Source organism: Kineothrix sp. IPX-CK, from assembly GCF_039134705.1.
Classification (GTDB): domain Bacteria; phylum Bacillota; class Clostridia; order Lachnospirales; family Lachnospiraceae; genus Kineothrix; species Kineothrix sedimenti.
On sequence record NZ_CP146256.1, the window covers coordinates 3,815,246 to 3,836,490 of the forward strand.

Annotated in this window: 18 protein-coding genes; 3 read left to right on the forward strand and 15 right to left on the reverse strand. The window is 44.2% G+C overall.

Translation table 11 applies throughout. The features are described 5' to 3' along the window. Positions 1-116 precede the first annotated feature (116 nt). The 5 genes from V6984_RS18280 to V6984_RS18300 are packed head-to-tail and all read right to left on the reverse strand — an operon-like array spanning position 117 to position 4,021. Positions 117-986 (reverse strand): ABC transporter ATP-binding protein, encoded by an 870-nt coding sequence (locus V6984_RS18280; RefSeq protein WP_342757033.1) that lies wholly within the window; start codon positions 984-986, stop codon positions 117-119. Then, positions 987-1,856, reverse strand: a complete 870-nt coding sequence (locus tag V6984_RS18285; protein ID WP_342757034.1) for an energy-coupling factor ABC transporter ATP-binding protein — start codon at positions 1,854-1,856, stop codon at positions 987-989. Next, on the reverse strand, positions 1,847-2,620 hold the full coding sequence (locus V6984_RS18290; RefSeq protein WP_342757035.1) for an energy-coupling factor transporter transmembrane component T: 774 nt from the start codon (positions 2,618-2,620) through the stop codon (positions 1,847-1,849). Before V6984_RS18290 ends, V6984_RS18285 begins: the two co-directional genes overlap by 10 nt. 23 nt (positions 2,621-2,643) lie before the next feature. Continuing rightward, positions 2,644-3,258 (reverse strand): ECF transporter S component, encoded by a 615-nt coding sequence (locus V6984_RS18295; protein WP_342757036.1) that lies wholly within the window; start codon positions 3,256-3,258, stop codon positions 2,644-2,646. Between the two features lie 16 nt (positions 3,259-3,274). Then, entirely contained in the window at positions 3,275-4,021 is a 747-nt protein-coding gene (locus V6984_RS18300; protein ID WP_425324265.1) for a nucleoside phosphorylase, read from the reverse strand. Positions 4,022-4,587: 566 nt separating this feature from the next. Here V6984_RS18300 and V6984_RS18305 point away from each other — a divergent pair. Beyond that, a complete protein-coding gene (locus tag V6984_RS18305) occupies positions 4,588-6,180 on the forward strand; it encodes an NAD(P)/FAD-dependent oxidoreductase (RefSeq protein WP_342757038.1) in 1,593 nt (530 codons plus the stop codon). 44 nt (positions 6,181-6,224) lie between these two features. Here V6984_RS18305 and V6984_RS18310 read toward each other — a convergent pair whose 3' ends face one another. The 7 genes from V6984_RS18310 to V6984_RS18340 form a co-directional block, all read right to left on the reverse strand. Further along, the gene (locus V6984_RS18310) at positions 6,225-7,268 is read right to left on the reverse strand and encodes an SGNH/GDSL hydrolase family protein (RefSeq protein ID WP_342757039.1); all 1,044 of its coding nucleotides are present in this window, start codon (positions 7,266-7,268) and stop codon (positions 6,225-6,227) included. A 66-nt stretch (positions 7,269-7,334) separates the two neighbouring features. Continuing rightward, positions 7,335-8,315, reverse strand: coding sequence for a radical SAM/SPASM domain-containing protein (locus V6984_RS18315; protein WP_342757040.1), 981 nt, complete (start codon positions 8,313-8,315; stop codon positions 7,335-7,337). 119 nt (positions 8,316-8,434) lie between these two features. Continuing rightward, positions 8,435-9,952, reverse strand: coding sequence for a DUF2142 domain-containing protein (locus V6984_RS18320; RefSeq protein WP_342757041.1), 1,518 nt, complete (start codon positions 9,950-9,952; stop codon positions 8,435-8,437). Between the two features lie 33 nt (positions 9,953-9,985). Beyond that, complete coding sequence (locus tag V6984_RS18325; RefSeq protein ID WP_342757042.1) at positions 9,986-11,758, reverse strand: DUF6044 family protein; 1,773 nt, start codon at positions 11,756-11,758, stop codon at positions 9,986-9,988. 32 nt (positions 11,759-11,790) lie between these two features. Then, a complete protein-coding gene (locus V6984_RS18330) occupies positions 11,791-13,191 on the reverse strand; it encodes a hypothetical protein (RefSeq protein WP_342757043.1) in 1,401 nt (466 codons plus the stop codon). After that, complete coding sequence (locus V6984_RS18335) at positions 13,175-14,116, reverse strand: glycosyltransferase family 2 protein (protein ID WP_342757044.1); 942 nt, start codon at positions 14,114-14,116, stop codon at positions 13,175-13,177. Before V6984_RS18335 ends, V6984_RS18330 begins: the two co-directional genes overlap by 17 nt. A gap of 78 nt (positions 14,117-14,194) precedes the next feature. Further along, a complete protein-coding gene (locus V6984_RS18340; protein ID WP_342757045.1) occupies positions 14,195-15,535 on the reverse strand; it encodes an MBOAT family O-acyltransferase in 1,341 nt (446 codons plus the stop codon). A gap of 295 nt (positions 15,536-15,830) precedes the next feature. On the opposite strand from V6984_RS18340, the gene V6984_RS18345 reads away from it, so the two are divergent. Continuing rightward, entirely contained in the window at positions 15,831-16,235 is a 405-nt protein-coding gene (locus V6984_RS18345) for a VOC family protein (RefSeq protein ID WP_342757046.1), read from the forward strand. A 4-nt stretch (positions 16,236-16,239) separates the two neighbouring features. Here the strand turns inward: V6984_RS18345 and V6984_RS18350 are convergent, their stop codons facing one another. From V6984_RS18350 to V6984_RS18360, 3 genes are all read right to left on the reverse strand, one after another. Beyond that, positions 16,240-16,494, reverse strand: a complete 255-nt coding sequence (locus V6984_RS18350) for an acyl carrier protein (protein WP_342757047.1) — start codon at positions 16,492-16,494, stop codon at positions 16,240-16,242. 67 nt (positions 16,495-16,561) lie between these two features. Continuing rightward, positions 16,562-18,346 carry an HAD-IIIC family phosphatase gene (locus V6984_RS18355; RefSeq protein WP_342757048.1) on the reverse strand — a complete coding sequence of 595 codons (1,785 nt, stop codon included), beginning with the start codon at positions 18,344-18,346 and terminating at the stop codon, positions 16,562-16,564. A 142-nt stretch (positions 18,347-18,488) separates the two neighbouring features. Further along, positions 18,489-19,505 carry an SGNH/GDSL hydrolase family protein gene (locus V6984_RS18360; RefSeq protein ID WP_342757049.1) on the reverse strand — a complete coding sequence of 339 codons (1,017 nt, stop codon included), beginning with the start codon at positions 19,503-19,505 and terminating at the stop codon, positions 18,489-18,491. A 405-nt stretch (positions 19,506-19,910) separates the two neighbouring features. Here V6984_RS18360 and V6984_RS18365 point away from each other — a divergent pair, with 405 nt between their 5' ends. After that, a complete protein-coding gene (locus V6984_RS18365) occupies positions 19,911-21,245 on the forward strand; it encodes an MBOAT family O-acyltransferase (protein ID WP_342757050.1) in 1,335 nt (444 codons plus the stop codon).

Below are 21,245 nucleotides of genomic sequence, written 5' to 3' on the forward strand. Positions count from 1 at the left end.
TTTTTGTAAAACTATAAATTTCTATTTTTATTCCCGCGAGCAATGAGCCAAGCGCAAGCTTGCTTGCATTTGGCGAATACCGCGAGGGTCAAATACCCCATGGGTATTTGACTTACTCACCCTTGTTTCTTACGCTGATAAGCTACAAATTCGTCGGTATTCAAAAAAACCTCTTCATAGCCAAGGCTCTGGCAAAGTCTGGTCACGTTTGGCTGCTCCAGATAAGCCTCCTTCAAAATGGTCTCGTCCGCGAAAACCTCTTTCGCACTGCCGTCAAGAAGCACTCCTCCCTTTGCAAACACGATAACACGCTCAAAAACATCGGCTACAAAATCCATATCGTGAATGATGGTAATGACAGTGACACCCTCACTTCTCAGCTTGCGGATTACCGATTTGATCCGTTCTTTTCCATAATAATCCTGAGCAATCGTAGGCTCGTCGAATATGATTACCTTAGGGTCCATCGCCACGATGGAAGCGATTGCCACAAGCTTCCGGCTGGATAAGCCAAGGTCGTAAGGATTTTCATTCTCATGGCCAGACAATCCTACCAGATTCAGCGCCTCTAACGATTTTTCCCTGGCTGCAGCCTCTCCCATACCTATTTTCAAAGGTCCGAACATAACCTCGTCAAGAACGCGGTTCTTAAAAATCTGATCGTTGGGATTCTGGAAAACCATACCGATATGCCTGGCCAGCTGTGCCACCGTCATATCGCGTATATCCTTTCCCTCAAACACTACCGCTCCCGCCGTAGGCCGAAGCAAACCCTTCAGCAGTTTTACAAAAGTAGTCTTTCCCGCACCATTTTGCCCGATAATAGCAGTTGTCCTCTCGTCAAGAGCGAAATTAAGCCCTTTTAAGATTTCCTCTCCTTCGGTATAAGAGAAATGTAAATCTTTAATTTCCATGAGTGTCTTATACTCATTGAGTGTTTTATACTCATTAACATTCCTGCCTGAGTGTTCTATACTCGTTTCCATCTACATTTCCCTCCTTTCCTTGCTAAGTAGATCGTAAGCTTCCTCCAGAGTTACCGGATAGCAGCCCGTCTTGGCATTTCTCAGGTTCAACTCCCTGCAGATCTTCATAAATGCAGGAGGTTCCACCCCGTACGTATCCAAATCCTCTCTGGAAAAGATTCTCTGAGGAGTATCGAAATCGATGAGCTTACCGCCGTCCAAAAGCAGGACCCTATCGCTGTAGGAGGCAATTTTCTCCATATTATGTTCCACCATAAATATGGTAATTCCCTTTTTGCTAAGCTTCTGTACCGCTTGATACACTTCTTCTCTGCCCTGCGGGTCAAGCTGTGAAGTGGGCTCGTCCAGCACGATGACCTCCGGCTGCATTGCAATGATCCCGGCAATGGCCATACGCTGCATCTGTCCACCCGATAAATCAAAGGGTTCCCTATCCTTATACTTCATGATATCCAAAAGCTCCATCGCCTCGTCTATTCGACGTATCATTTCCTGCCTTTCGATTCCCAGGTTCTCAAGCCCGAATGCAATTTCTTCATATACTGTAAGCTTGGAACCGGTCACCTGGTTAAAGGGATTCTGGAATACGATGCCAACCTTCTTGCAAAGCTCGTCCAGATCCACGTTCTTTACCTCCAGCTCATCGATCATGATCCTTCCACCATAGGCTCCCTTATGAAAATTAGGCACCAGTCCAGCAATAGCTTGACAGAGAGTGCTCTTACCGGAGTCATTTTTTCCTATAATTCCGATGAATTCACCTTGCTCCACAGAAAAGGAAATCCCGTCCAGAGCCAGAAATTCTGTTGCAAGATATTTGTATTTTAAGTTTTCTACGATTATCTTTGAGTGATTGGTACTCACTGCCATCCTGCAACCCTCCACACAATGCCTGCGACGAGCAGGATAAGCATCCCAATCTGTATATATCTGTCAGCACCGCATTTTTTCTCATCATTTATAAATGTCTTTTTATTTTTAGCATTAAATCCTCGTACCTCCAACGCCAAGGCGCGTTCCTTCGTATTGATCAACGAGCTCATGACCACCGGCGAAATCAAGGGCAGAAACGCCTTGATACGCACCAGAAGATTTCCCTCCGTCTCCATTCCTCTGCTTCTCTGGGCATCGGTAATAGTAGACATGGTTTCTGTCATCTGCGGGATAATCTGAAAAACAGATATGAACACGTACCCGAATCTGGGCGAAAAGCCCTTTCTCACGAAATTTTCCACAATATCAGAGGGCTTAGCAGTAAGAATCAGCACACAGAAGCTCAGCAGGATATTGAGCACATTAATTACGATTCCCAAAGCAAAGCCCAGCCCTTCTTTATAAAAGCTGATGGGACCGATGCTGAACACCGGAGTAACATTTCCGGCACGGAATATTCCCTGAATGATAACAACAGTAAGCAGGACAAAGCCCGAAATGCTCAAAATCGGCACAGTCTTTTTAAGTACTTTCGATATGAGCAGCAAACAAGCGCTGATGACAATGAATCCGACGCTGATCCACTTGCTGCCCATGATAGCAGGCAGCAAGAGCGCGACAACGATATAGAGTATTTTACTTTCCGGCGCCATCTTATTCAGCAGTGAACCTTTTTCTTCATACAAACTAATACTTTTCATTTTATAAATAGGCCTTTCTTACATTAATCGTCCAGACTTTCAATAGTATCTCCGCTCTGATAAAGCGCCACCAGACTCTTTGGCAGACTCTTGCTGATTCCGAATACGATCAGGATAACCGCGATCTTGTCCGGAAGGTCTACAATAACCTCATCCAGAAAAGACGCAAAAAATACCGGCATATTCTGTGAAAGCGCCCATGCATAAACGGCGTCACCCCATATGTTTCCGGTAGTTCCTCCCCAGAAAATCATGTTCAGAGGCGTAGATACCACAACAGCGACAAAACCGACTATGATGGCGGTAAGCAGCGACAACTTGATGTTTTTCATAAAGCCCTTATAGGACAATACACCAACTACAAGTCCGATAGCGATGTTCGTCAAGGCATACACCGTCGAAATCGGGTCCATGGTAAGACCGTAGATGATGTTATTGGCAGCGCCGCAGATCGCACCTGCGATCGGTCCTGCAAGCACTGCTGCCAGACAGGTTCCGATGGCATCCAGCCACAACGGCAGCTTCAGCGCGCCTGCAAACAGCTTGCCCAGATAGTTGATTCCGATAGCCGCCGGAATCAATACAAGCGTCGCCGTGTTAAATTTCAGTGACCATAAACTCTTTCCATTTTTACTCATTTCCTTTTCCCTCCGTTTAATTGTTCGTATTGTTTTGTATGACAAAGGCTTCCAATGCTGCAATAATTTCATTTTCCTCGCCTTGTTTTACGATAGATTCTCCGTCCACGTAATCATTGATATTCTGCTTCAGATCGGCCTCGAACTCTACCACCGTATTCAAAATGGAGGCGCATTTCACTCCTCGCAGGGCCCCGATAGTGAACAGAGCGGCCGTCTCCATATCTGCTCCCAGAATTCCCTTCGCCGACCAGTAGGCATCGATAGCATCCTCCCTATCGGTATAAAAACTGTCATGGCTTCTCGCTTTCCCTATATGGAAGGGGAATCCTTTCTCCTCCGCAGCCCGGATAGTAGCCATGAGAAGGCGGGTATCAGGAATAGCCGGATATATCGGCTCAATATAAGCCTTGGAGGCTCCGTCGTCCCTCACCGCCCCATTTACGAGGACCAGCTCTCCGAGATGAAGGGAGGAGTCAAGGGCACCACAACTTCCGATACGAATCATATATTCCACCCCGATATTATGCAGCTCTTCTACAGCGATTCCGGTGGAGGCTCCACCCATTCCGGTAGAAACGGCCAGCACCTTAATACCCTTATAATAGCCACTGGCACTTCGCATTTCTCTATTATATTGGAGCTCCTTCGCATCCGACAAAAACTTCTTAATATGGTCGATTCTTCCCGGATCTCCCGGTAAAATCGCATATTTGGCTCCGTCCTGCACCGATAAGCGGATGTGAGCTTGTCTTTCTTCCATGAGCGATTTGTACTCATTATCCATATTCTTATATCCTTCTTCCCTCTAATTTCCTTCCTGTAAGTGTTCAGGCAGTACTTTTTCCCTTTCTCAGATTCCACGTAAATATCCAGTTCGCCTTCGAGCACTATATACATAATCTGATAGATTTCATTTTGGTTACGGACAAATTTATTGGCTTTATATTCACAAATCTGCGTTATATTTGCAACATATTCTTTTTTGACCACAGCACTATCTGGGTTCATAATCGCAAGCTTCCCCATTTCTTTGTAAAATATGTTTTATTTTCCCCAATAAATCCGTTTATCGTTGTTACATTTTATTATAATAGTTTGATGCATCAACTACAAGGTATTATGTCTCCAAACCGGATTTGTTTTACAGTATTCCTATAAAAATATTACCATTTCAGAGACATTTGTCCAGCTTAATTTTTAAAACCATTTTATTATCGGTAATCAAACCCCCGATACAGACGGTTTGATACCCTCGATTGAGAATGGACATTCTATCGATTACATGTTAAAATACAAATAATTAGTTGATGAGAGGAATTTTGAAATATGAAAAGGGTTCTTATCATAGGCGCCGGCCCTGCGGGACTGACTGCAGCCTATGAATTGCTGACAAACAGACAAGCAGACAGCCATGGCAACGATGATTTCGAAGTGGTAGTATTCGAGGAAAGTTCCGCCTTCGGTGGTATCTCCAGAACAGTAAATCACAACGGAAACCGCATGGATATGGGAGGACACCGTTTCTTCTCAAAGGTTCCCGAGGTCAATCAGTGGTGGGAAAGCATGCTGCCGGAACAGGGTAAACCATCCTACGATGATATTCTGCTAAGCCGCTCCATGCCGCTTGCCAAGGGCGGTCCCGATCCGGAAAAAGAAGACCGCGTCATGCTGAACAGAAATCGCGTATCCCGCATTTATTTCAACCGGAAGTTCTTCGATTATCCCATTTCTTTAAAATTTGAAACTATTAAGAACATGGGATTTATTACGACCATTGTCGTTGGATTCAGCTATTTAAAAGCTCTGATCCATAAAAGAAAAGAAAATTCCCTGGAGGATTTTTATATCAACCGCTTTGGGCGGAAGCTTTATTCCATGTTCTTTGAAAATTACACAGAAAATCTCTGGGGGAGAAATCCCAGTGAAATCGCTCCCGATTGGGGGGCTCAACGCGTAAAGGGACTTTCTATCATCGCAATTATTAAGGATGTTTTCTCAAAGATGCTTCCGGGAAAAGAGAACCGCAAGGTTGAGACTTCTCTAATCGAACAGTTTAAATATCCTAAGCTCGGCCCCGGGCAGCTTTGGGAGGTGACTGCTGATGAAATCACCAGGCTTGGCGGGAAAATACTGAAAAACAGCAAAGTAACGGGCTTTACTAAGGACGAAACGGGCCGCATCGCATCTCTTACCTATACATACGACGGAGTAACCGCCACCATGGAGGGTGATATTTTTATCTCTTCCATGCCGGTCAAAGATCTGGTGGGCGGCATGAATGATGTGCCGAAGGACATCTCCGAAATAGCATCGGGACTTCCTTACCGCGATTATATGACCCTCGGCGTCCTCGTTCCAAAGCTGAACCTTAAAAATCTGACCGAAATGAAAACCGTGGGGAACATCGTTCCCGACTGTTGGATCTATGTTCATGACAGAACTGTAGATATGGGCCGTTTGCAGATATATAACAACTGGTCTCCTTATATGATTAAGGATCTGGAGCATACCGTATGGGTGGGACTGGAATACTTCTGTAATGAAGGCGATCGCTTCTGGTCCATGTCCGATGATAACTTCACAGAGTACGCTATTGCTGAAATGGTAAAGATGAGGCTTATCGATGATGCCTCCGAAGTGCTGGATTCCCATGTGGAACGTGTAAAGAAAGCATACCCTGCCTACTTCGACACCTACAATGATATGGATAAGCTCATCGATTACTTAAATACAATTGAAAACCTGTACTGCGTAGGCCGCAACGGACAGCATCGCTATAACAATATCGACCATTCTATGTGTACTTCCTTCGAAGCTGTAAAGAATATAAAGAACGGCATAAAGGATAAGAGCAATATATGGAGCGTGAACACGGAAAAAGAGTATCACGAAGAATCTAAAACCAATGAACTAGAATAATAAAGGAGGTATTCCAACCATGACACAATTGGAATACCTCTTTTCTATTGAAAGGTCTCACAGACCTTATCCGCAATCAGCTTCGCTCCCGCCGCGTTGGGATGTGTTCCGTCGCTCGTATATTCCTGCGCATTTTCATAAGTTATCCCGCAGTTATACACATCGATAAGCTTCGCTCCCTTTTCCTGTGCAATGGCAGTTATCGAAGCATTATAATCCTTCGCAGTCAATCCATGCTCGTTCATAAACGGGAACTTTTCTCCCGCATCGTTCCAGCGGGATACCTCCGCAATGGTGCAGCAGTAAATTTCGGCATCAGGATACCATGTCTTCATCTTATCTAACATTAATGCATAAGCTTCGCTGAAGGTCTCTATATAGCCCTCCTCCACCGCCGAAACGCCGTCATAAGCTCCTAACGGAATATGGTTAAGCAAGTCATTGGCTCCCATTAAAATGATGATTACATCCGGCCAGTTTCCTTCCTCGCTTGCCAGATCGGCCATCCTTTGGTTGCCGCAGGAATACCTTCCTTCATGATTGTCCTGAGACTGCCCGCTTACCGTACTCCCCGAAAAGGATGCGTTCCTGCAAAGCTCCATTCCGGTTCTGTTTATCACCTGTATCCACCAGGTATCGTTCACATCCGTAATATCGCCGTTTTCCGGATAAAATTTACTGTAGTAGTCGGGAATATAGCCAGTAAAGGTAGAAATACTGTCACCGCAAATGGATACTTTTTTGCCGGCCCAAGGAGAGAGAGGCTGTTGTTCTTCGTCCTGTACAGGTCCCAACTCGGGAGAATCATTATGTGAATTCGTTTGTTCTGAAGAATTATCTGAAGTATTTTCCGTTGTATTTTCTTCTATGTTTCCTTCTATATTTTCTTTTATATTTTCTTCTGTGCTTTCTTCTATATTTTCTTTTATATTTTCTTCTGTACCGGCATCCGCTGCGCAGGACGTCAGCATCAAAACAAACGCTAATACCATTGCCGCCATATAAATCACTTTTTTCTTTTTAGACTTCACTCCATCATTCTCCTTCTCTCGGTCCGAACTTTCACTAACCAGAAGCTTTCCGCTCATGAAAGCTCTGGTTATCGCGGTGTTCGTCAAATTAAAGGGACTGCCCCCGCCGTCCCTTTCGCTTGTCTACTTTTTAAACATGGACTGTCTCGCCCCGTGTGCCTCACCATTATTTTTAAGCACGTCGTCTACCGCATCCATGCGCAGTCCCGCATCGATAAAGTCGCAGTGCTTGCAGAACGGATAGTTCTGTCTTCCCGTCCGGATCGCCCCTCGAAGCTGCTGATACTTCTTGCTGTTCCATGCCTCTTTTAAAGGCATATCATGCAAATCCGCCAAGTCCGTCACCTCAAAATTATCACAGCAGCAGATTCCCAATTTCCCGTTCGGCATAATCCACATATCTGTGTAAGGCATAAGACAGGTCTCCGTAATCACCTTATCAGTGGCTTTCTTATTCGGAGCGCTGCCCGCACGGTTTGTAAGTACCTCTTTTAAATAGCGCATCTGGATCAGTATATCCACGTCCCCGAACTCCTGCGGATGAGCCTTGATATAATCGTAGACCACCTGAATATTATCGTGCAGCTTCATGTCCAGACCGTAGTTATTTATAATGAGCTGATCCACATAAGGAATAATCGACTTCACCTTGTCCACATCCAGTAAAAGTCCGTTCGTAGACATGAAAATGAACGCCTCAGGAAGCTTTTCCCTGGCATATTTATGGAATTCCACAATGCGGGTGTCCAGCCACGGTTCATTGTTTCCATACATCGTCAGATGTCCTTTATATCCCCACTCTGCAAGCTGGTCGATAATACTGTAGAACAACTCATCCTCCATTCGCTTATATGGCCGCTTCTCCGCATTTTTGTTAGCTGTACAGAACTCACACGTGCTGTTGCAGCGATTGATCGTCTCCAAATTTACAACTAACGGCATGGGAACCTCTTCTTTTCCCATAAAGTGATCTATGTAATTTTTCTGTAATTTCCTTCTCGTTATAAACTGAAGCTTCAGATAGCTTTCGCTGGACAGCATCGGAAGATACTTTCTCGCGCTCCACCCTAATCTTCCCAAAAAATTGTGTATTCTTACTGCCATGTTTGTAATGTTCTCCTTTCAAAAATAAAAGAATGATTCCTATCATATCATCCAACCCGAATATGGTCAAGATAAGCCATATACTACCCGCTGCACCTTCTGTCCGAAGGGCTTTTATCTTATAGGAGCACTTTCCCATACATAGAAAGCATGTTTTCTCCCTGCAGATAATATGGCATGAAGCGGTCAAAAAGACTGTAGGCAAAGGCAAGCATCACATATGCCATGATTCCAATACAAAGCACTTTGCCGATGACCCTCATCCGAAACCATTCAAGAGCTATGCATGCCTTTTGAACTCCTATTGTCACCAAATGCATGAACGGAATCAAGACCGGCAGGATATACCTCCCCTGAGGCTGGAATTCCCACGTATAGGAATAATAAATGCTGAGTCCAATCGTTATGATACAAAATAACGCCATACAGGCATAAAAAGCAACCGAGTCTTTTCTACTCGTATCGTAGGAATACCCCCATATAGAAGCTTCCTCTGACAGATACTTTTCGCCTTCTCCGGCACTGCTCTCTCTTCTTGAAAGCTTCGCCCCTATTTTCTTAACGGGCATAACTGCCAGCACGCAGGCTATTATCCACAGACGCTTATAAAATATATAGATCAGCCCATGGGTGGGAATCAGCATCGGCCCGAACATCGCGATGAAACTGTCTCTGAGCAGAGTAATATATCCCGTATCAAACAGCATCTCAGTCAAGGGAATTCCCTCTTTCTGATAGGTAAAACGTGTCAGCGGATTAAACTCCGCTGTAGCGGTTTCTATCGCACATTCCAGGCGGGCATTCATCGCTATAAAATCCCCGCCGTAAAGAAACGCATTGCGAACAAACCACCATCCGATACCGAGCAGGACAATAACGGATATAAAGCCTCCCTTTCGGAGCATCTCCCGCCACTTTACCTCCAGCTTCTTTTTCCCGGCACCGCCTTCCTGCCCAGACGCCATATATACAAAATTTATAATAAAGATAAGTATCGCCGACAAAATAATGCCATAAGCATTATAATAAGACATTGCGCACAATATAATTCCCGTCGCCAGCAGGATACAGTCCTTCTTATCATAGCGGCGCCGCCTGGCGCGTAAAAGAGCATAAAATATCATCGCTACCGACAGCATCGCCATAGAATCTGTGTTGACATAGGAATGAATAAAAATATTCTGCGGTAAAAAGACTACCAAAAGCGTGAAAGTCCACTGGATATACGGATTCTTCCACACCTCCTTAGAAATAAGGCGCACATAATATGCCATCAATACGCCGAAACACACATTTACCATCCGCGCCGCAAGAAGGAGCACATATCCATCCGTAGTAAACAGCCCAAGAAAACGGAGCAGATATCCTTGTATCATATATGTCAATATCGGCTGAAAAGCATAAGAAGCCCCATAACCGTTTAAAATCACCTCCGGATCCCCTCCATAAGGCAGCCTTCCGTGATTCCTGATGAAATTTACCACCTTAAACCGGTTGATTTCATCCGGCGGATCTCCATAAGTCTGAAGCATCGCAAAGCAGGCAATCGCCAGAAAAACGAGCAAATAAAAAATAATCTCGCCTGTCCGTTCCCACCCTTTTCCATTCTCTTCCCGTTTAAATGTCAGGCCTTTCATAAACCACCTTTTTCCTTAACTGAGATTTAGAAGCTATTTTTCGTATAGATAAATCACATAGGGGGATTTCTCCTGTTCATATACTTTCACGAGCGTAAGTCCCAGCTCCGTTGCGTTTTCAAGCCCAATCCTTGAGAAAATATATTTTCCTCCCAATTCTTCAAATGCCTCAGTATCCATATATAAATCATAATCCGTCACATACATCGTTTTTGTCGCGCTTACCACAGAAGCATCCGTTCCGGAATACACATACACTCGCGCGCCCCAGCCATCATAATAAATCCTGCTGGCTTCCACCCTCTCCAGTGCAGGCGCTATCACCTTTCGAAATTCCTCCTTATATTGCTGGGAATAAAAGCCAAGATAGCCGTCCAGCGTGGCAATATCATTATACTCCAATACCGCGGGATGAATTCCATATGCCACAGCCCATTCGCCGTCATAGCCGATATCCGCCTTGATTTCCTCAAATAACTCCGTAGAATAGAATTCTCCATAGGACATATCGTCGGCAACTTTTCCTTTAAGCAGCTCTAACGACTTATTTTTGCAAGTAGTATACCAGTCATTATATCTGCCGGGCGTCAGAAGGATAATAGCAATCGCAGCCAGCGCCAGTCCGTTCGCAAGACCCGCAGCTAGCCGTTTAGGCACATTCTTTTTCTTTATTTTCCCCAAAACAGGCAAGCCCTGACAGTCAGAAAGCCGCTGCAGCACTACAAAGAAAGAAGCATACCACAGAAACGGGCTGAAAAATACTGTCCGGTTAAACTGGAAGCCCTTGAGCGGCGGGAGAAGAGTTTCCACCAGCCTGCGAAAGCTTCCCCAATAATAAACTCCATATATTACGCTGTTGAATAAAATCACAAGCATAAGAAGATTGTAGCTATCGCAGAAAATCCCCTTCCAATTCTTATCCTTCATATATTTACCGTTCAGATAAATAAAATACAAGATGCAAACGGGAAGCACCAGCTTTCCATGCACGCTTTCCGCATGGAACACGCCGTTTTTCCACACATCCCCAATCTGTCTTACCACCTCTCCCGCTGTCAGGTCCGCCTCCGTCATGGTAGCGCGAATCGTCTCCGTATCGTTAAAAAGCATTACGCCAAACAGCCGGTATTCAAAGGCCACATATCCTGCTCCAAGCACGAAAAGTGCCAAAAATAAGGATTTGGAAAGCCTTTTGTCTCGAACGGCAAGCCATATAACGGCAATTGTAAGATATGCCAGGATAAAGAAGCCGAAATAAGAAAAATAAGACAAAAAGGGGTAACAAAAAAGTGCAATATACAGCCAGACAGAGGGCTTCTTATATATCCTTCTCAGCAAATAAATGACAAGCGGAATGGATGCGAACGGAATACCGAAGGCAGGAAACATATTCAAAGCCCCATAGGCAAAGCCAAGCAGTGCCACGAGGGAGCGATACTCCTTGCGTTTTTCACCGTACCAGTCTTCTGCCAGCAGCCACACCGAAACCATTGCTATCGATATCTTAAGAAAATATCCCGTTATATACGCTGCAAAGGATGGCAGACACATAAAAAGCACTGTATAAAGCGAAAACTCAGAGGGAAGATTATCTCTGCTGATCCCTCCCAAAAAAGGGACTTCTACTCCATGAGCAAAAAAGCTCTCCGTATTTTTCATCATCTGAAACTGCGCCACAAACAAATCAAGATTATCATGCACCGCAATATAACTTTCCTCGCCAAAGCAAGCATAAACCACAAGCGAGACTATGAAAAACGATCCTATCAAAACCAAATACCAATATTTAAACACCCGCTTAATCATCTGTCATCCTTACCTCTACCCGTAAATAAAACCTATTTCTTCCTAAGCAGTAAATCATATACCAACAGGGACAATGCCGTATAAAACAAGCCCATATTATAAATCATATAACGGGGCTGTGTAAATATCATGGCCCCTACCACAACAGAATTCACGATCACTCCGCCGATTACAATCTCCGCCATTGTCAGCGTACTGTCCGGCGATTTCCATCTCTTTCGCCTTCCTTTCGGGCGGTCACCAAGGTAGTAATACATGTACAGTAGAAGATACGCTGCATATGCCAGAACCGCGTAAAAATTCAGATAAGTATTCACCCTTGCAATGGAATTAACAAAGCCCTTCCATGTATTTGCCAAAAAGACCTGAAGCAGGTCACCCTTGTCCTGAGAAAGCAGCGTCTTTGCCATCGCATTACAATATATATCATATTGAATAACCGCATCTATTTCCGAATATTCGAAATGCTCTGCGATATAGCCCTGAACTACCGGATTAATGATACCGTAGCCTATGGCATCGTAGCTATCCGCATAATGAGTGGATAAATCCACCCACCCTTCAGGCGCATACGTCTTGCGAAGTCCCTGCTCGTTCGCCTCAGCAAAGATCTCCTCATACAGACTGCGCACCGTCTCATCCTCAAACAAAGAAGCGTCCCCCTCCTTAGAGGTATAAATCAACGTGCACAGCATCCCCATAGAGTTGCCGGAGTGCTCTATCCATACGCCCCGGACGCAGTAGTTATAAAAGCGGTCTGTAAGCTTGCCGGCCAAAAACAAGCATACGGTCAGTCCCAGCAATAACAGCAGCTTTTTCATATTCCTCTTTTTTATGAGATAATATAGGATAAACACTGCTGCCATCAAAGCAAGCGAAATGAGCATCTGCTTGCGAAGGTTCACGAGAAGCAGGGCAAAGCATGCCGTCGCTGCCAGATTCCGCTTCTTTTCTTCCATAATGTATTTATATAGCTGAACGATAAAAAGCACATAGAGAGACAAACCAAGCCCCTCGGTCATGATACTGTCGATATACGAGGAACCTCTAATCGCTACAAAACGACAGAGAAACGTTACGCCGAACTGAAAGCATACGGATAAAAAAGCTAACAATCTGCTGCCTTCTTTATATTTCTTCACGGTAACAGCCAGCTTCCACGTCGCATATGCCGCCAGAAGGCTTTGAACGATTACCACGGGCATGAGATACCCTTCTTCGCCGAACAGAATGCGGAATATTAACAGGAACGTAGGATACAAAGGCTCCCTCGTAATGTTCATAGTGGCATAGCTGGGAGAATCCGCACACCACACAGGTCCGTCGTAAAACGGAAAAAAGAGATAGAAGCCCAGACATACGATGAGCAGGCCCATATCCCATTTTTCCAAAGAAGCGATATATTTTTTTACTTTATTAATCCACATCATCATTTTTTATCTTCCCCTGGATCATGTTCAAACGCAGTTCGAAGTCCCTTCTGTTTTTCAGTGCCATATTGGAGAGAATCATGCCGGAAAAAAAAGCCTGAACCGCCGCCAGCATAACAAAGCAGCAGACGAACAGTGTCGGAAACTTATCCACCACACCCGTTCTTATAAAATCCACGAGTATGGGAATAAAAAACACCGTAGCGATTACCGCAAGAATAAGCGCCAGCAAGGAAAAAAAACCGAAAGGCTTGTAGTCCTTATATAGCTTCCCAATCGTACCAATCACTCTTATGCCGTCCGAGTAAGTGTTCAGCTTGGATTCGCTGCCCTCTGGCCTGTCCCTGTAATCCACAATAACATTTTCGATCTGCATATTGTTAAACACCGCATGTATGGTCATCTCCGTCTCTATCTCAAAGCCCTTGGAAAGTACCGGAAAAGTCTTGACAAAACCATAGCTGAATGCTCTAAAGCCCGTCATGATGTCCTTGATCTCGCATCCGAACAGCCGGTTGATCGTGCCTCTTACAAGACTGTTTCCCAAGTTGTGAAAAGGCCTTTTATTTTCAGTAAAATAGGTAGAGGAAAGTCTGTCTCCCACCACCATATCCGCGTGGTGTAAAAGAACCTTCTCAACCATCTCGGGCGCATATTCCATGGGATAGGTGTCATCTCCATCCACCATGACATAGCACTGGGCATCGATTTCCCGGAACATCCTGCGGATCACGTTCCCTTTCCCCTGCATATATTCATATCTTACTACGGCACCCGCTGCAGTTGCAAGCGCGGCCGTACTGTCCGTAGAATTGTTGTCATATACATAAACCACAGCTTCCGGCAGCGCCTTTTTCGTATCCGCCACTACCTTTGCAATCGTCTTTTCCTCGTTGTAGCATGGTATCAAAACCGCAATTTTATCCATTTTAACTCTCTCTCCAGCTTCTTTATACTTTTTCTATTTTAGCAGAATATCCCATGCCCGTCCATCAAAATAACCCATCTAGAAACCTTGATAGATGAACTCCGCCGCACTGTACCCCGGTCCATAATTTCCAAGCAATATGGTATAGAATAAAAGAGCATACCAGATCGCCCACCGAACAGGAAGTTTCTTCCTCTCAATACGCTCCCTGACGCTTTCCTTCTGCTGCATGACCGATACCGCGAACAAGATGCAAAGAGACACTATCGCTATTGTAAATTCTATAAAATCCAGCCCCAGAGTAAACACGGAACCGTCAAACAATATTCCGGCATTCCATACGCTTACCGCTCCCTTTAACATATGAAAAGCATCCGCCGCACTATCCGCCCGGAAGAACACGAAACCGATATTTACGAGGAAGAACGTACGCAGCATACGCAGCACATCCACCCACCGTTTCTTCGGATCGATAGGAAGCTTTTCCATACATTTATTAAAAAAGGGTGTCAAAAGCTCTCCAGACACGATGTAGAACCAGTGAAGCAGACCGGAACCGATGACATACTTCCAATCCCCGCCATGCCAGATGCCCACCGAAAACCAAAGCACGAACATAGCCAGAAAGGTAGTGAGCTGTTTTCCCCTCTTCTTGCCGAACCGTTCCCTCATATTCTTGGAAAGACGGGTAAAGACGCCGGTACGAAGCAGCGGATAAAATACATATTCCTTCATCCATACGCCCAGCGTGATATGCCATCTTCTCCAGTATTCCGAAATATTCTTCGCAAAAAAAGGCGTCGCGAAGTTCTCAGGAAGCTTTAGACCGAAAGTCTGAGACATACCCAGAACGATATCCATACAGCCGGAGAAATTGGTATAGAGCTGAAACGCATAGCATACCGTAGCCAGCCATATGTACGCACCGGGATAATCACCGTAATTACCATAAACCGTATCCACCACAAAGCGCATTCTCTCTGAAATCACCAAGGTTTTAAAGAAGCCCCATATCATCCGCTGCAAGCCGAATGTCACTTCCCTGTAATGGAAGGGATGAGGTATAAAAAACTGTTCTCCATCCTCCCGGTACCGCAGAATCGGTCCCGATAAAACGGAGGGAAAATACATGCCATACAGCGCCATTTTAAAAAAATTCTTCTGAGGCACGGCAATTCCGTTATACACATCTATTACATAGCCTAGTATGGAAAAAGTATAGAATGATATTCCAAGCGGCACCATAAACTTAAATCCGGCAAGCACCGCCTCCTCACTTCCGAGAAGCCCCGCAATTCCGTTTACCGTATTGATGCCGAAGTTCACGTACTTAAGCACCACCAAAGAACCGACAAGCAGCAGAACAACGCCTGCCAGAGCAGCTCTTTTCGCCTTTAAGCTATCTGTTCTGCTCATCATTCGAATGCCCGCGTATGCTGCAAGACATGCGCAGACCGGATACAAAATCAGTATGCCGTTTCCGGAGAGCAAATAATACGCAATACTGGATAAAAGCAAAAATACCCATTGCGTTTTTTTAGGAATCAGATAATATATAATTAATATACATGCATAAAAGCACAAAAAATAAAAGGATGTAAACGTAGCTCCCATAAAAAAAATCCTTTCCGGGCTTGCAGGCGTGGCATCAATTGTTGCCGGGAAGCCAAGGGCTGAATAGTAACATCGAATATGAGGAGGACCCAAAAATACAATGATAGATTTAAAAGTACACCATATCGGATATTTAGTAAAAAAAATAAATGCGGCAGTAACACAGTTCCAACAGCTGGGATATGTGCTCCGTCAGGATATCGTCTATGACGATCACCGCAAAATTAATATTTGTTTTCTGGAGAAGGATGGATACGTAGTAGAGCTGGTCTCTCCGGCCAGTCCCAATTCCGTCGTTTCCGGACTTCTAAAAAAATACAAAAATATGCCTTATCATCTTTGCTACGAATCATACAACTTTGAAAGCGACCTGGCATACCTTACCGAAAACGGCTATGCCGCTATCGATATCCCCACACCAGCCCCTGCACTGGAGAATATGCGCGTGACTTTTTTAATGAACGCAAGTCTTGGGATGATAGAGCTGTTGGAGGTCCGCTCTTAATGCGTTACTGTTCACTCCGTTCAAAGTAACTCATAATAATATCAGCCATTTCGCCCACATTTTTCATCGTTACCACCTGTCCCATAGTAAACTTCATGCCGAATTCCTGCTCCACTGCGGCGATCAGGTTAATGTGCTCCAGAGAATCCCATTCCTCGATATCCTCTGAAGTAGTTGAATCATTCACTGTAATGGTTTCATCGTCAAATACGTCCTGAAACACTTCATTTAAACTTTTAAATACGTCTTCTCTAGTCATAATTATTTCCTTCCTTTTTATGCAGTAAACCGCGTTGTGAGAAATTTGATTTCACGTCTTATGGACTTTAGGCTCTCTCTACCTCTATGACATTATTCTTATTTTCATAGTCCCTCGGAATTATATATTCCCATGTCGTATTACCTTCGGAGTCCTCTTCTATCTTGCGAAAGCCCTGCAGATCATAGAAGTCTTTTACCATTCGGTTTTTTGCCGTGGGATAATAATAGCCCAAAATCGCATGAATACCTTCCTTTTGGCACTCCTCTACGACGCGGTCCATCATAGCATATTCCATATCCCTTTTCAGTACGCGGCAGCTCATAATCCATAATTCTATATGAAGTACTTCTCTTTCCTTCCGCCCTATAACGACAGAAACTATTCCGTTATCTCCGAACTTGTCCTCCAGCCTGCCATAAAGGGCAATGTGTTCTGCAGACGCTGCGATCTGCTCAATTTCGCTTTGGGTGTATCTTTTCGTCGTCAGGTTGAATTGATTACTTTTATTTGTTAGCTGGGCGATTCTCGACATGTACATCGGTACGGGAGTCTTTATCGCCGCCTTCATATTAAGGGAACGGAGGTACTGCGCATAATCTGCAAATCCTGCCTGCTGCTTTTCGCGGAGCAGATTAGCCTTATACATTTCGTTTCTTTTTCTATCGTCCTGTGAAAGCTCCGTTACTTCGAAGAATCCGGAGCGGTCAAGAGTATGAATATATTGTTCCGGCCTTCCTATGTCCGGCACAGCCACTCCCGGCACGGACACGCTGACGATTTCCCGCTCAGCAGGGTTATCGTCTACGAACACAAGACTGTCCGGCAAAATATTCAGTTCCGAGGCAATAGCGTCTATATTTATGCTTTTTGGCTCCCAATTGGCCTTTATAAGAATAAAATCCTCCGGTTTCAGAATTCCTTCCGGGTGATTTAATCCCGCAAACGCATTCCCCTCTTCATTCTTCGAACTCACATTAAGCATCACTCCGAGTTCCTTCTGCGCTTTTATATAGCCTTGGAACTCTGAATATACCTGTCCGAGAGAGGTTTCCTGACCGATTTCCAGATTCTCGGCTCCGTCATCTCCCACAACGCCGCCCCACAGCGTGTTGTCCAGATCAAGTACCAGTGCCTTTTTATTTTTACCAAAAATAGCTTTAATAATATTGGATAAATTAAATGCAAACTCCGGAATCGCCTGCATGCACATGCAATATTTATACATATGCCAGTAAAAAGGATCCGACCATTTATCGAGGCCGTAAGCTGCTGCCATATAGTTTATATCATTAATATAAAAATTTTCGTGGTTTTGCGAATAATCATAAAACCGTTCATTCAATCTCGTGATAAAATTCACGCGGCCATGAATATCGCTGGCATCCTTATTTCCCAGCATGCGGTAAAATGGATACTCGAAATTATTCTGTATGATCGGACAATGGTACGTCTCTCTGAGCTTGTCCCACATCCCGGAGAAATGTTCGTACTGCTCCGCTAACAGTTCCTCAATCCGCTCCTTGCTGTCGTCCATCTGAGGATATGCCCCAATGTTCCGGTTACTCGTATGAAAAAAAATAATATCCGGCGCAAAGGAAGAAAGTTCCTCGTTTTCGAACATGGCCTCCTGAAAATACTGCCCGTATTCCGATTCATAAAATTCCGGTTCGATTCCCTGATCCAAAAGAAACAGCTCCATCATGCGTATGATGTCATGGGTGGTGCTTCCTCCCAGCACCGCTATCTTTTTCTTAAGGCGCGGCGCGGCATTTTCCAAAAGCTCACGTTTAAGCTTCTTGGACTTTTTTAAAATATATTCGCTGTCAAAAGGATATTCCAGTTCTTTCACTCTATGCTTCTCCTGCAACTTCTTAGAATCAGTTTTTTGCCCACTCTCCTGTAAAATGAAGAAAGACGGATGCTAAAACATCCGCCTTGTATTTTAACATATTTTACTATTTGCCGCAATCTCACATTACACTGTTCAAATATTAATTATTCCTTGTTTCTTCATATCCTAAAATAACTTCCGAAAGCTTCTCCGCATATTTTCTGCGGCCTTTCTCCGATAAATGAATACCGTCCTCCAAATACTCATCCGCCGAATAGGTATCCAGGCCTATTCCTTCGTATGCATTCAGGAATAGCGTATTCTCATCCGCGGAAACATTACCGCATACGCGGTAGTAGGCTGCCAGCGTACCACCTCCGTTATCCACCATGTTCCCGTCTCCCAGATAAGCTCCATCCTTTCCCCAGAACTGTGCATAGTTCGGAGAACACAGAACGATCTGGGCATCGGGATAAGTGCTGCGCAACCAGTTAATGGCAATCCTCAAGGCCCCTACATAGGTGTATTCCTGATTGGTACTGGAATCGTTATTGAGTGGAATAGCGCTGAGAAAATCATTCATTCCGTATTCGATAACAAAATAATCCGTTTTGCTGAAATCACAGGTGGCGAATACTTCCCCTGCCCGATAGCCGTTCAATATGCCCGCATCCACATTACCGCATATCGCATGGACAACTCCCTGTAAGCTGCGGGAGGTCCAATCTTCGAATACGGCGTTTTCATATTGAGATAATGCTGCCGTCGTTCCTCCCATAGCGAGATTGTACACATCAGCATTGCACAATTCTCCGGTAATCGATGCGATCCCGGTTTCATTCCGGTAACCATCCAGAATACTGTCTCCAAGAAAGACGATCTGCAGACGGGCGCTATCCGATGATTCCGGAGTTACTTCCGTCACTTCCTTCTCCTCGATCTCAGGTTCGATCAAATCCTCCGGTGAAACGACAACAGTTCCTTCCTCCGGCTTCGATTCTTCCCGCTCCTTCTCGTTTTCCTTATTCATTTCCTCTGTCGCTTGAGGGATTTCCTGCGCGGTTACCGTTCCCTGCGACGTTTCTTCTCCCAGATCCTTCTCTTTTGCTGCGGTTCCACAGCCCGCAATAACCAGAAGCATCGCTAAGAGAATATATTTTTTCATTTTTCTCCTCATTATTATTCCTCCCGGAATCCATATATTTTTGTTACAACGTATAAATCAGACCGTCTTATGTGCACACTGGAATTATAGCATACTTTTTCATCAATAACTTTTTCTGCTGAATAATTAAGGAATAATTCCTATGGACTTAAAAAAAACTTAATAAATATTTGTTTTAATAATAATTGATATAATATGAACTGATAAAGCATAAAAATTGATATTTTATGCTAATTGCCATAGCTTTCAAAATCAACTATAATATGTTATCATTATTTTAAGAAAGTACTGAGGTAACCTATGCTATTTAATTCTATGGCCTTTGCCATATTTTTACCCATAGTTTTTATATTATACTGGATATGTCCTTCCAAATACCGATATATCTTTTTATTAGCGGTCAGCTATTATTTTTATATGAGCCTCGATGTACGGTATGTATTCCTTCTGCTGTTCAGCACCGTGGTTTCTTATTTGTTAGCGAGAAGCTTCGGCTCCACAAAAAGTCTGTACACCAAAAGAGTGGCGCTTTTAGCAGGAATTCTTTCCTTGACAGGAATCCTCTTCCTATATAAATACTTAGACTTTTTCTTCGAAATTATAAATGCTGCGACGCAGTCATTTTCGATCCCTATACAGACCCCTACCCTAAAGCTTATGCTGCCTGTGGGAATTTCATTCTATACTTTTCAGACACTCGGATATCTGATTGACGTATATAAGGGCAAGTATCCGGCAGAGAAGCACTTCGGTTATTACAGCTTGTTCGTCTCTTTTTTCCCACAGCTTCTGTCCGGCCCCATCGGACGGGGAGACAAGCTGCTTCCTCAATTTAAGAAAGTGCGGCTCTTCGATTCCTCTAAGGCCTCTTACGGCTTAAAGCTTATGGCCGTCGGCTATTTTAAGAAGCTGGTGGTCGCGAATCTGCTCGTATCCAGCGTGGATTCCGTATTTGACAACGTAAACAGCTATATCGGTCTGGTTTACATCATTGTTACGATTATGTTCGCCATTCAGATTTACTGCGACTTTTCCGGCTATACGGATATCGCAGTAGGCGTTGGTATGCTGTTTGGCATCGAATTGACACAGAACTTCAAAAGTCCTTATTTTTCCCACAGCGTAAAAGAATTCTGGAGCCGCTGGCACATATCCCTATCCACCTGGTTTAGGGATTATTTGTATATTCCTATGGGCGGCAATCGGGTCGGCCGGTTCCGGCATGCTTTGAATTTGATGATCACATTTTTAGTAAGCGGTCTCTGGCACGGCGCGGGATTAACCTTCCTCGTATGGGGAGGCCTGCACGGCCTTTATCAGATCATAGAAAACCTCTTATTCTATCGTAAGAAAGGAAAAGGCATAGCTCGCCGCAAAGGCATCTTAAGCTTTTTCTCTCTCGTCCTGACCTTTTTCCTTGTTTGTTTTGCATGGATCTTCTTCCGTGCAGGCAGCTTTGCGGATGCATGGCGAATGATCAGCTTAAGCCTTTTTCAGATTAATGATCTGAATGAATATTTAAAAACGGCGGTTATTTGTCTGGATATGACTTATACGCATATGGTATATATCTCCATCCCTGTAATTTTACTTGGGATCTACGATTATGCCTCCTTGAAGACAGACGTTATTTCCTATATTTCCTCGAGGAAAATCTGGGTGCGTTACCCCGTTTATATCTTATTTTTACTCGTCATTCTTTTATTTTCGGAGAAAGGAGTATCGACTGAATTCTATTATTTTCAGTTTTGA

Excerpts from the sequence above, each read along its gene's own strand:
- V6984_RS18280 (WP_342757033.1), bottom strand. The coding sequence starts at position 986 with ATGGAAACGAGTATAGAACACTCAGGCAGGAATGTTAATGAGTATAAA.
- V6984_RS18285 (WP_342757034.1), bottom strand. The coding sequence starts at position 1,856 with ATGGCAGTGAGTACCAATCACTCAAAGATAATCGTAGAAAACTTAAAA.
- V6984_RS18290 (WP_342757035.1), bottom strand. The coding sequence starts at position 2,620 with ATGAAAAGTATTAGTTTGTATGAAGAAAAAGGTTCACTGCTGAATAAG.
- V6984_RS18295 (WP_342757036.1), bottom strand. The coding sequence starts at position 3,258 with ATGAGTAAAAATGGAAAGAGTTTATGGTCACTGAAATTTAACACGGCG.
- V6984_RS18300 (WP_425324265.1), bottom strand. The coding sequence starts at position 4,021 with ATGGAAGAAAGACAAGCTCACATCCGCTTATCGGTGCAGGACGGAGCC.
- V6984_RS18305 (WP_342757038.1), top strand. The coding sequence starts at position 4,588 with ATGAAAAGGGTTCTTATCATAGGCGCCGGCCCTGCGGGACTGACTGCA.
- V6984_RS18310 (WP_342757039.1), bottom strand. The coding sequence starts at position 7,268 with ATGAGCGGAAAGCTTCTGGTTAGTGAAAGTTCGGACCGAGAGAAGGAG.
- V6984_RS18315 (WP_342757040.1), bottom strand. The coding sequence starts at position 8,315 with ATGGCAGTAAGAATACACAATTTTTTGGGAAGATTAGGGTGGAGCGCG.
- V6984_RS18320 (WP_342757041.1), bottom strand. The coding sequence starts at position 9,952 with ATGAAAGGCCTGACATTTAAACGGGAAGAGAATGGAAAAGGGTGGGAA.
- V6984_RS18325 (WP_342757042.1), bottom strand. The coding sequence starts at position 11,758 with ATGATTAAGCGGGTGTTTAAATATTGGTATTTGGTTTTGATAGGATCG.
- V6984_RS18330 (WP_342757043.1), bottom strand. The coding sequence starts at position 13,191 with ATGATGATGTGGATTAATAAAGTAAAAAAATATATCGCTTCTTTGGAA.
- V6984_RS18335 (WP_342757044.1), bottom strand. The coding sequence starts at position 14,116 with ATGGATAAAATTGCGGTTTTGATACCATGCTACAACGAGGAAAAGACG.
- V6984_RS18340 (WP_342757045.1), bottom strand. The coding sequence starts at position 15,535 with ATGATGAGCAGAACAGATAGCTTAAAGGCGAAAAGAGCTGCTCTGGCA.
- V6984_RS18345 (WP_342757046.1), top strand. The coding sequence starts at position 15,831 with ATGATAGATTTAAAAGTACACCATATCGGATATTTAGTAAAAAAAATA.
- V6984_RS18350 (WP_342757047.1), bottom strand. The coding sequence starts at position 16,494 with ATGACTAGAGAAGACGTATTTAAAAGTTTAAATGAAGTGTTTCAGGAC.
- V6984_RS18360 (WP_342757049.1), bottom strand. The coding sequence starts at position 19,505 with ATGAGGAGAAAAATGAAAAAATATATTCTCTTAGCGATGCTTCTGGTT.
- V6984_RS18365 (WP_342757050.1), top strand. The coding sequence starts at position 19,911 with ATGAGCCTCGATGTACGGTATGTATTCCTTCTGCTGTTCAGCACCGTG.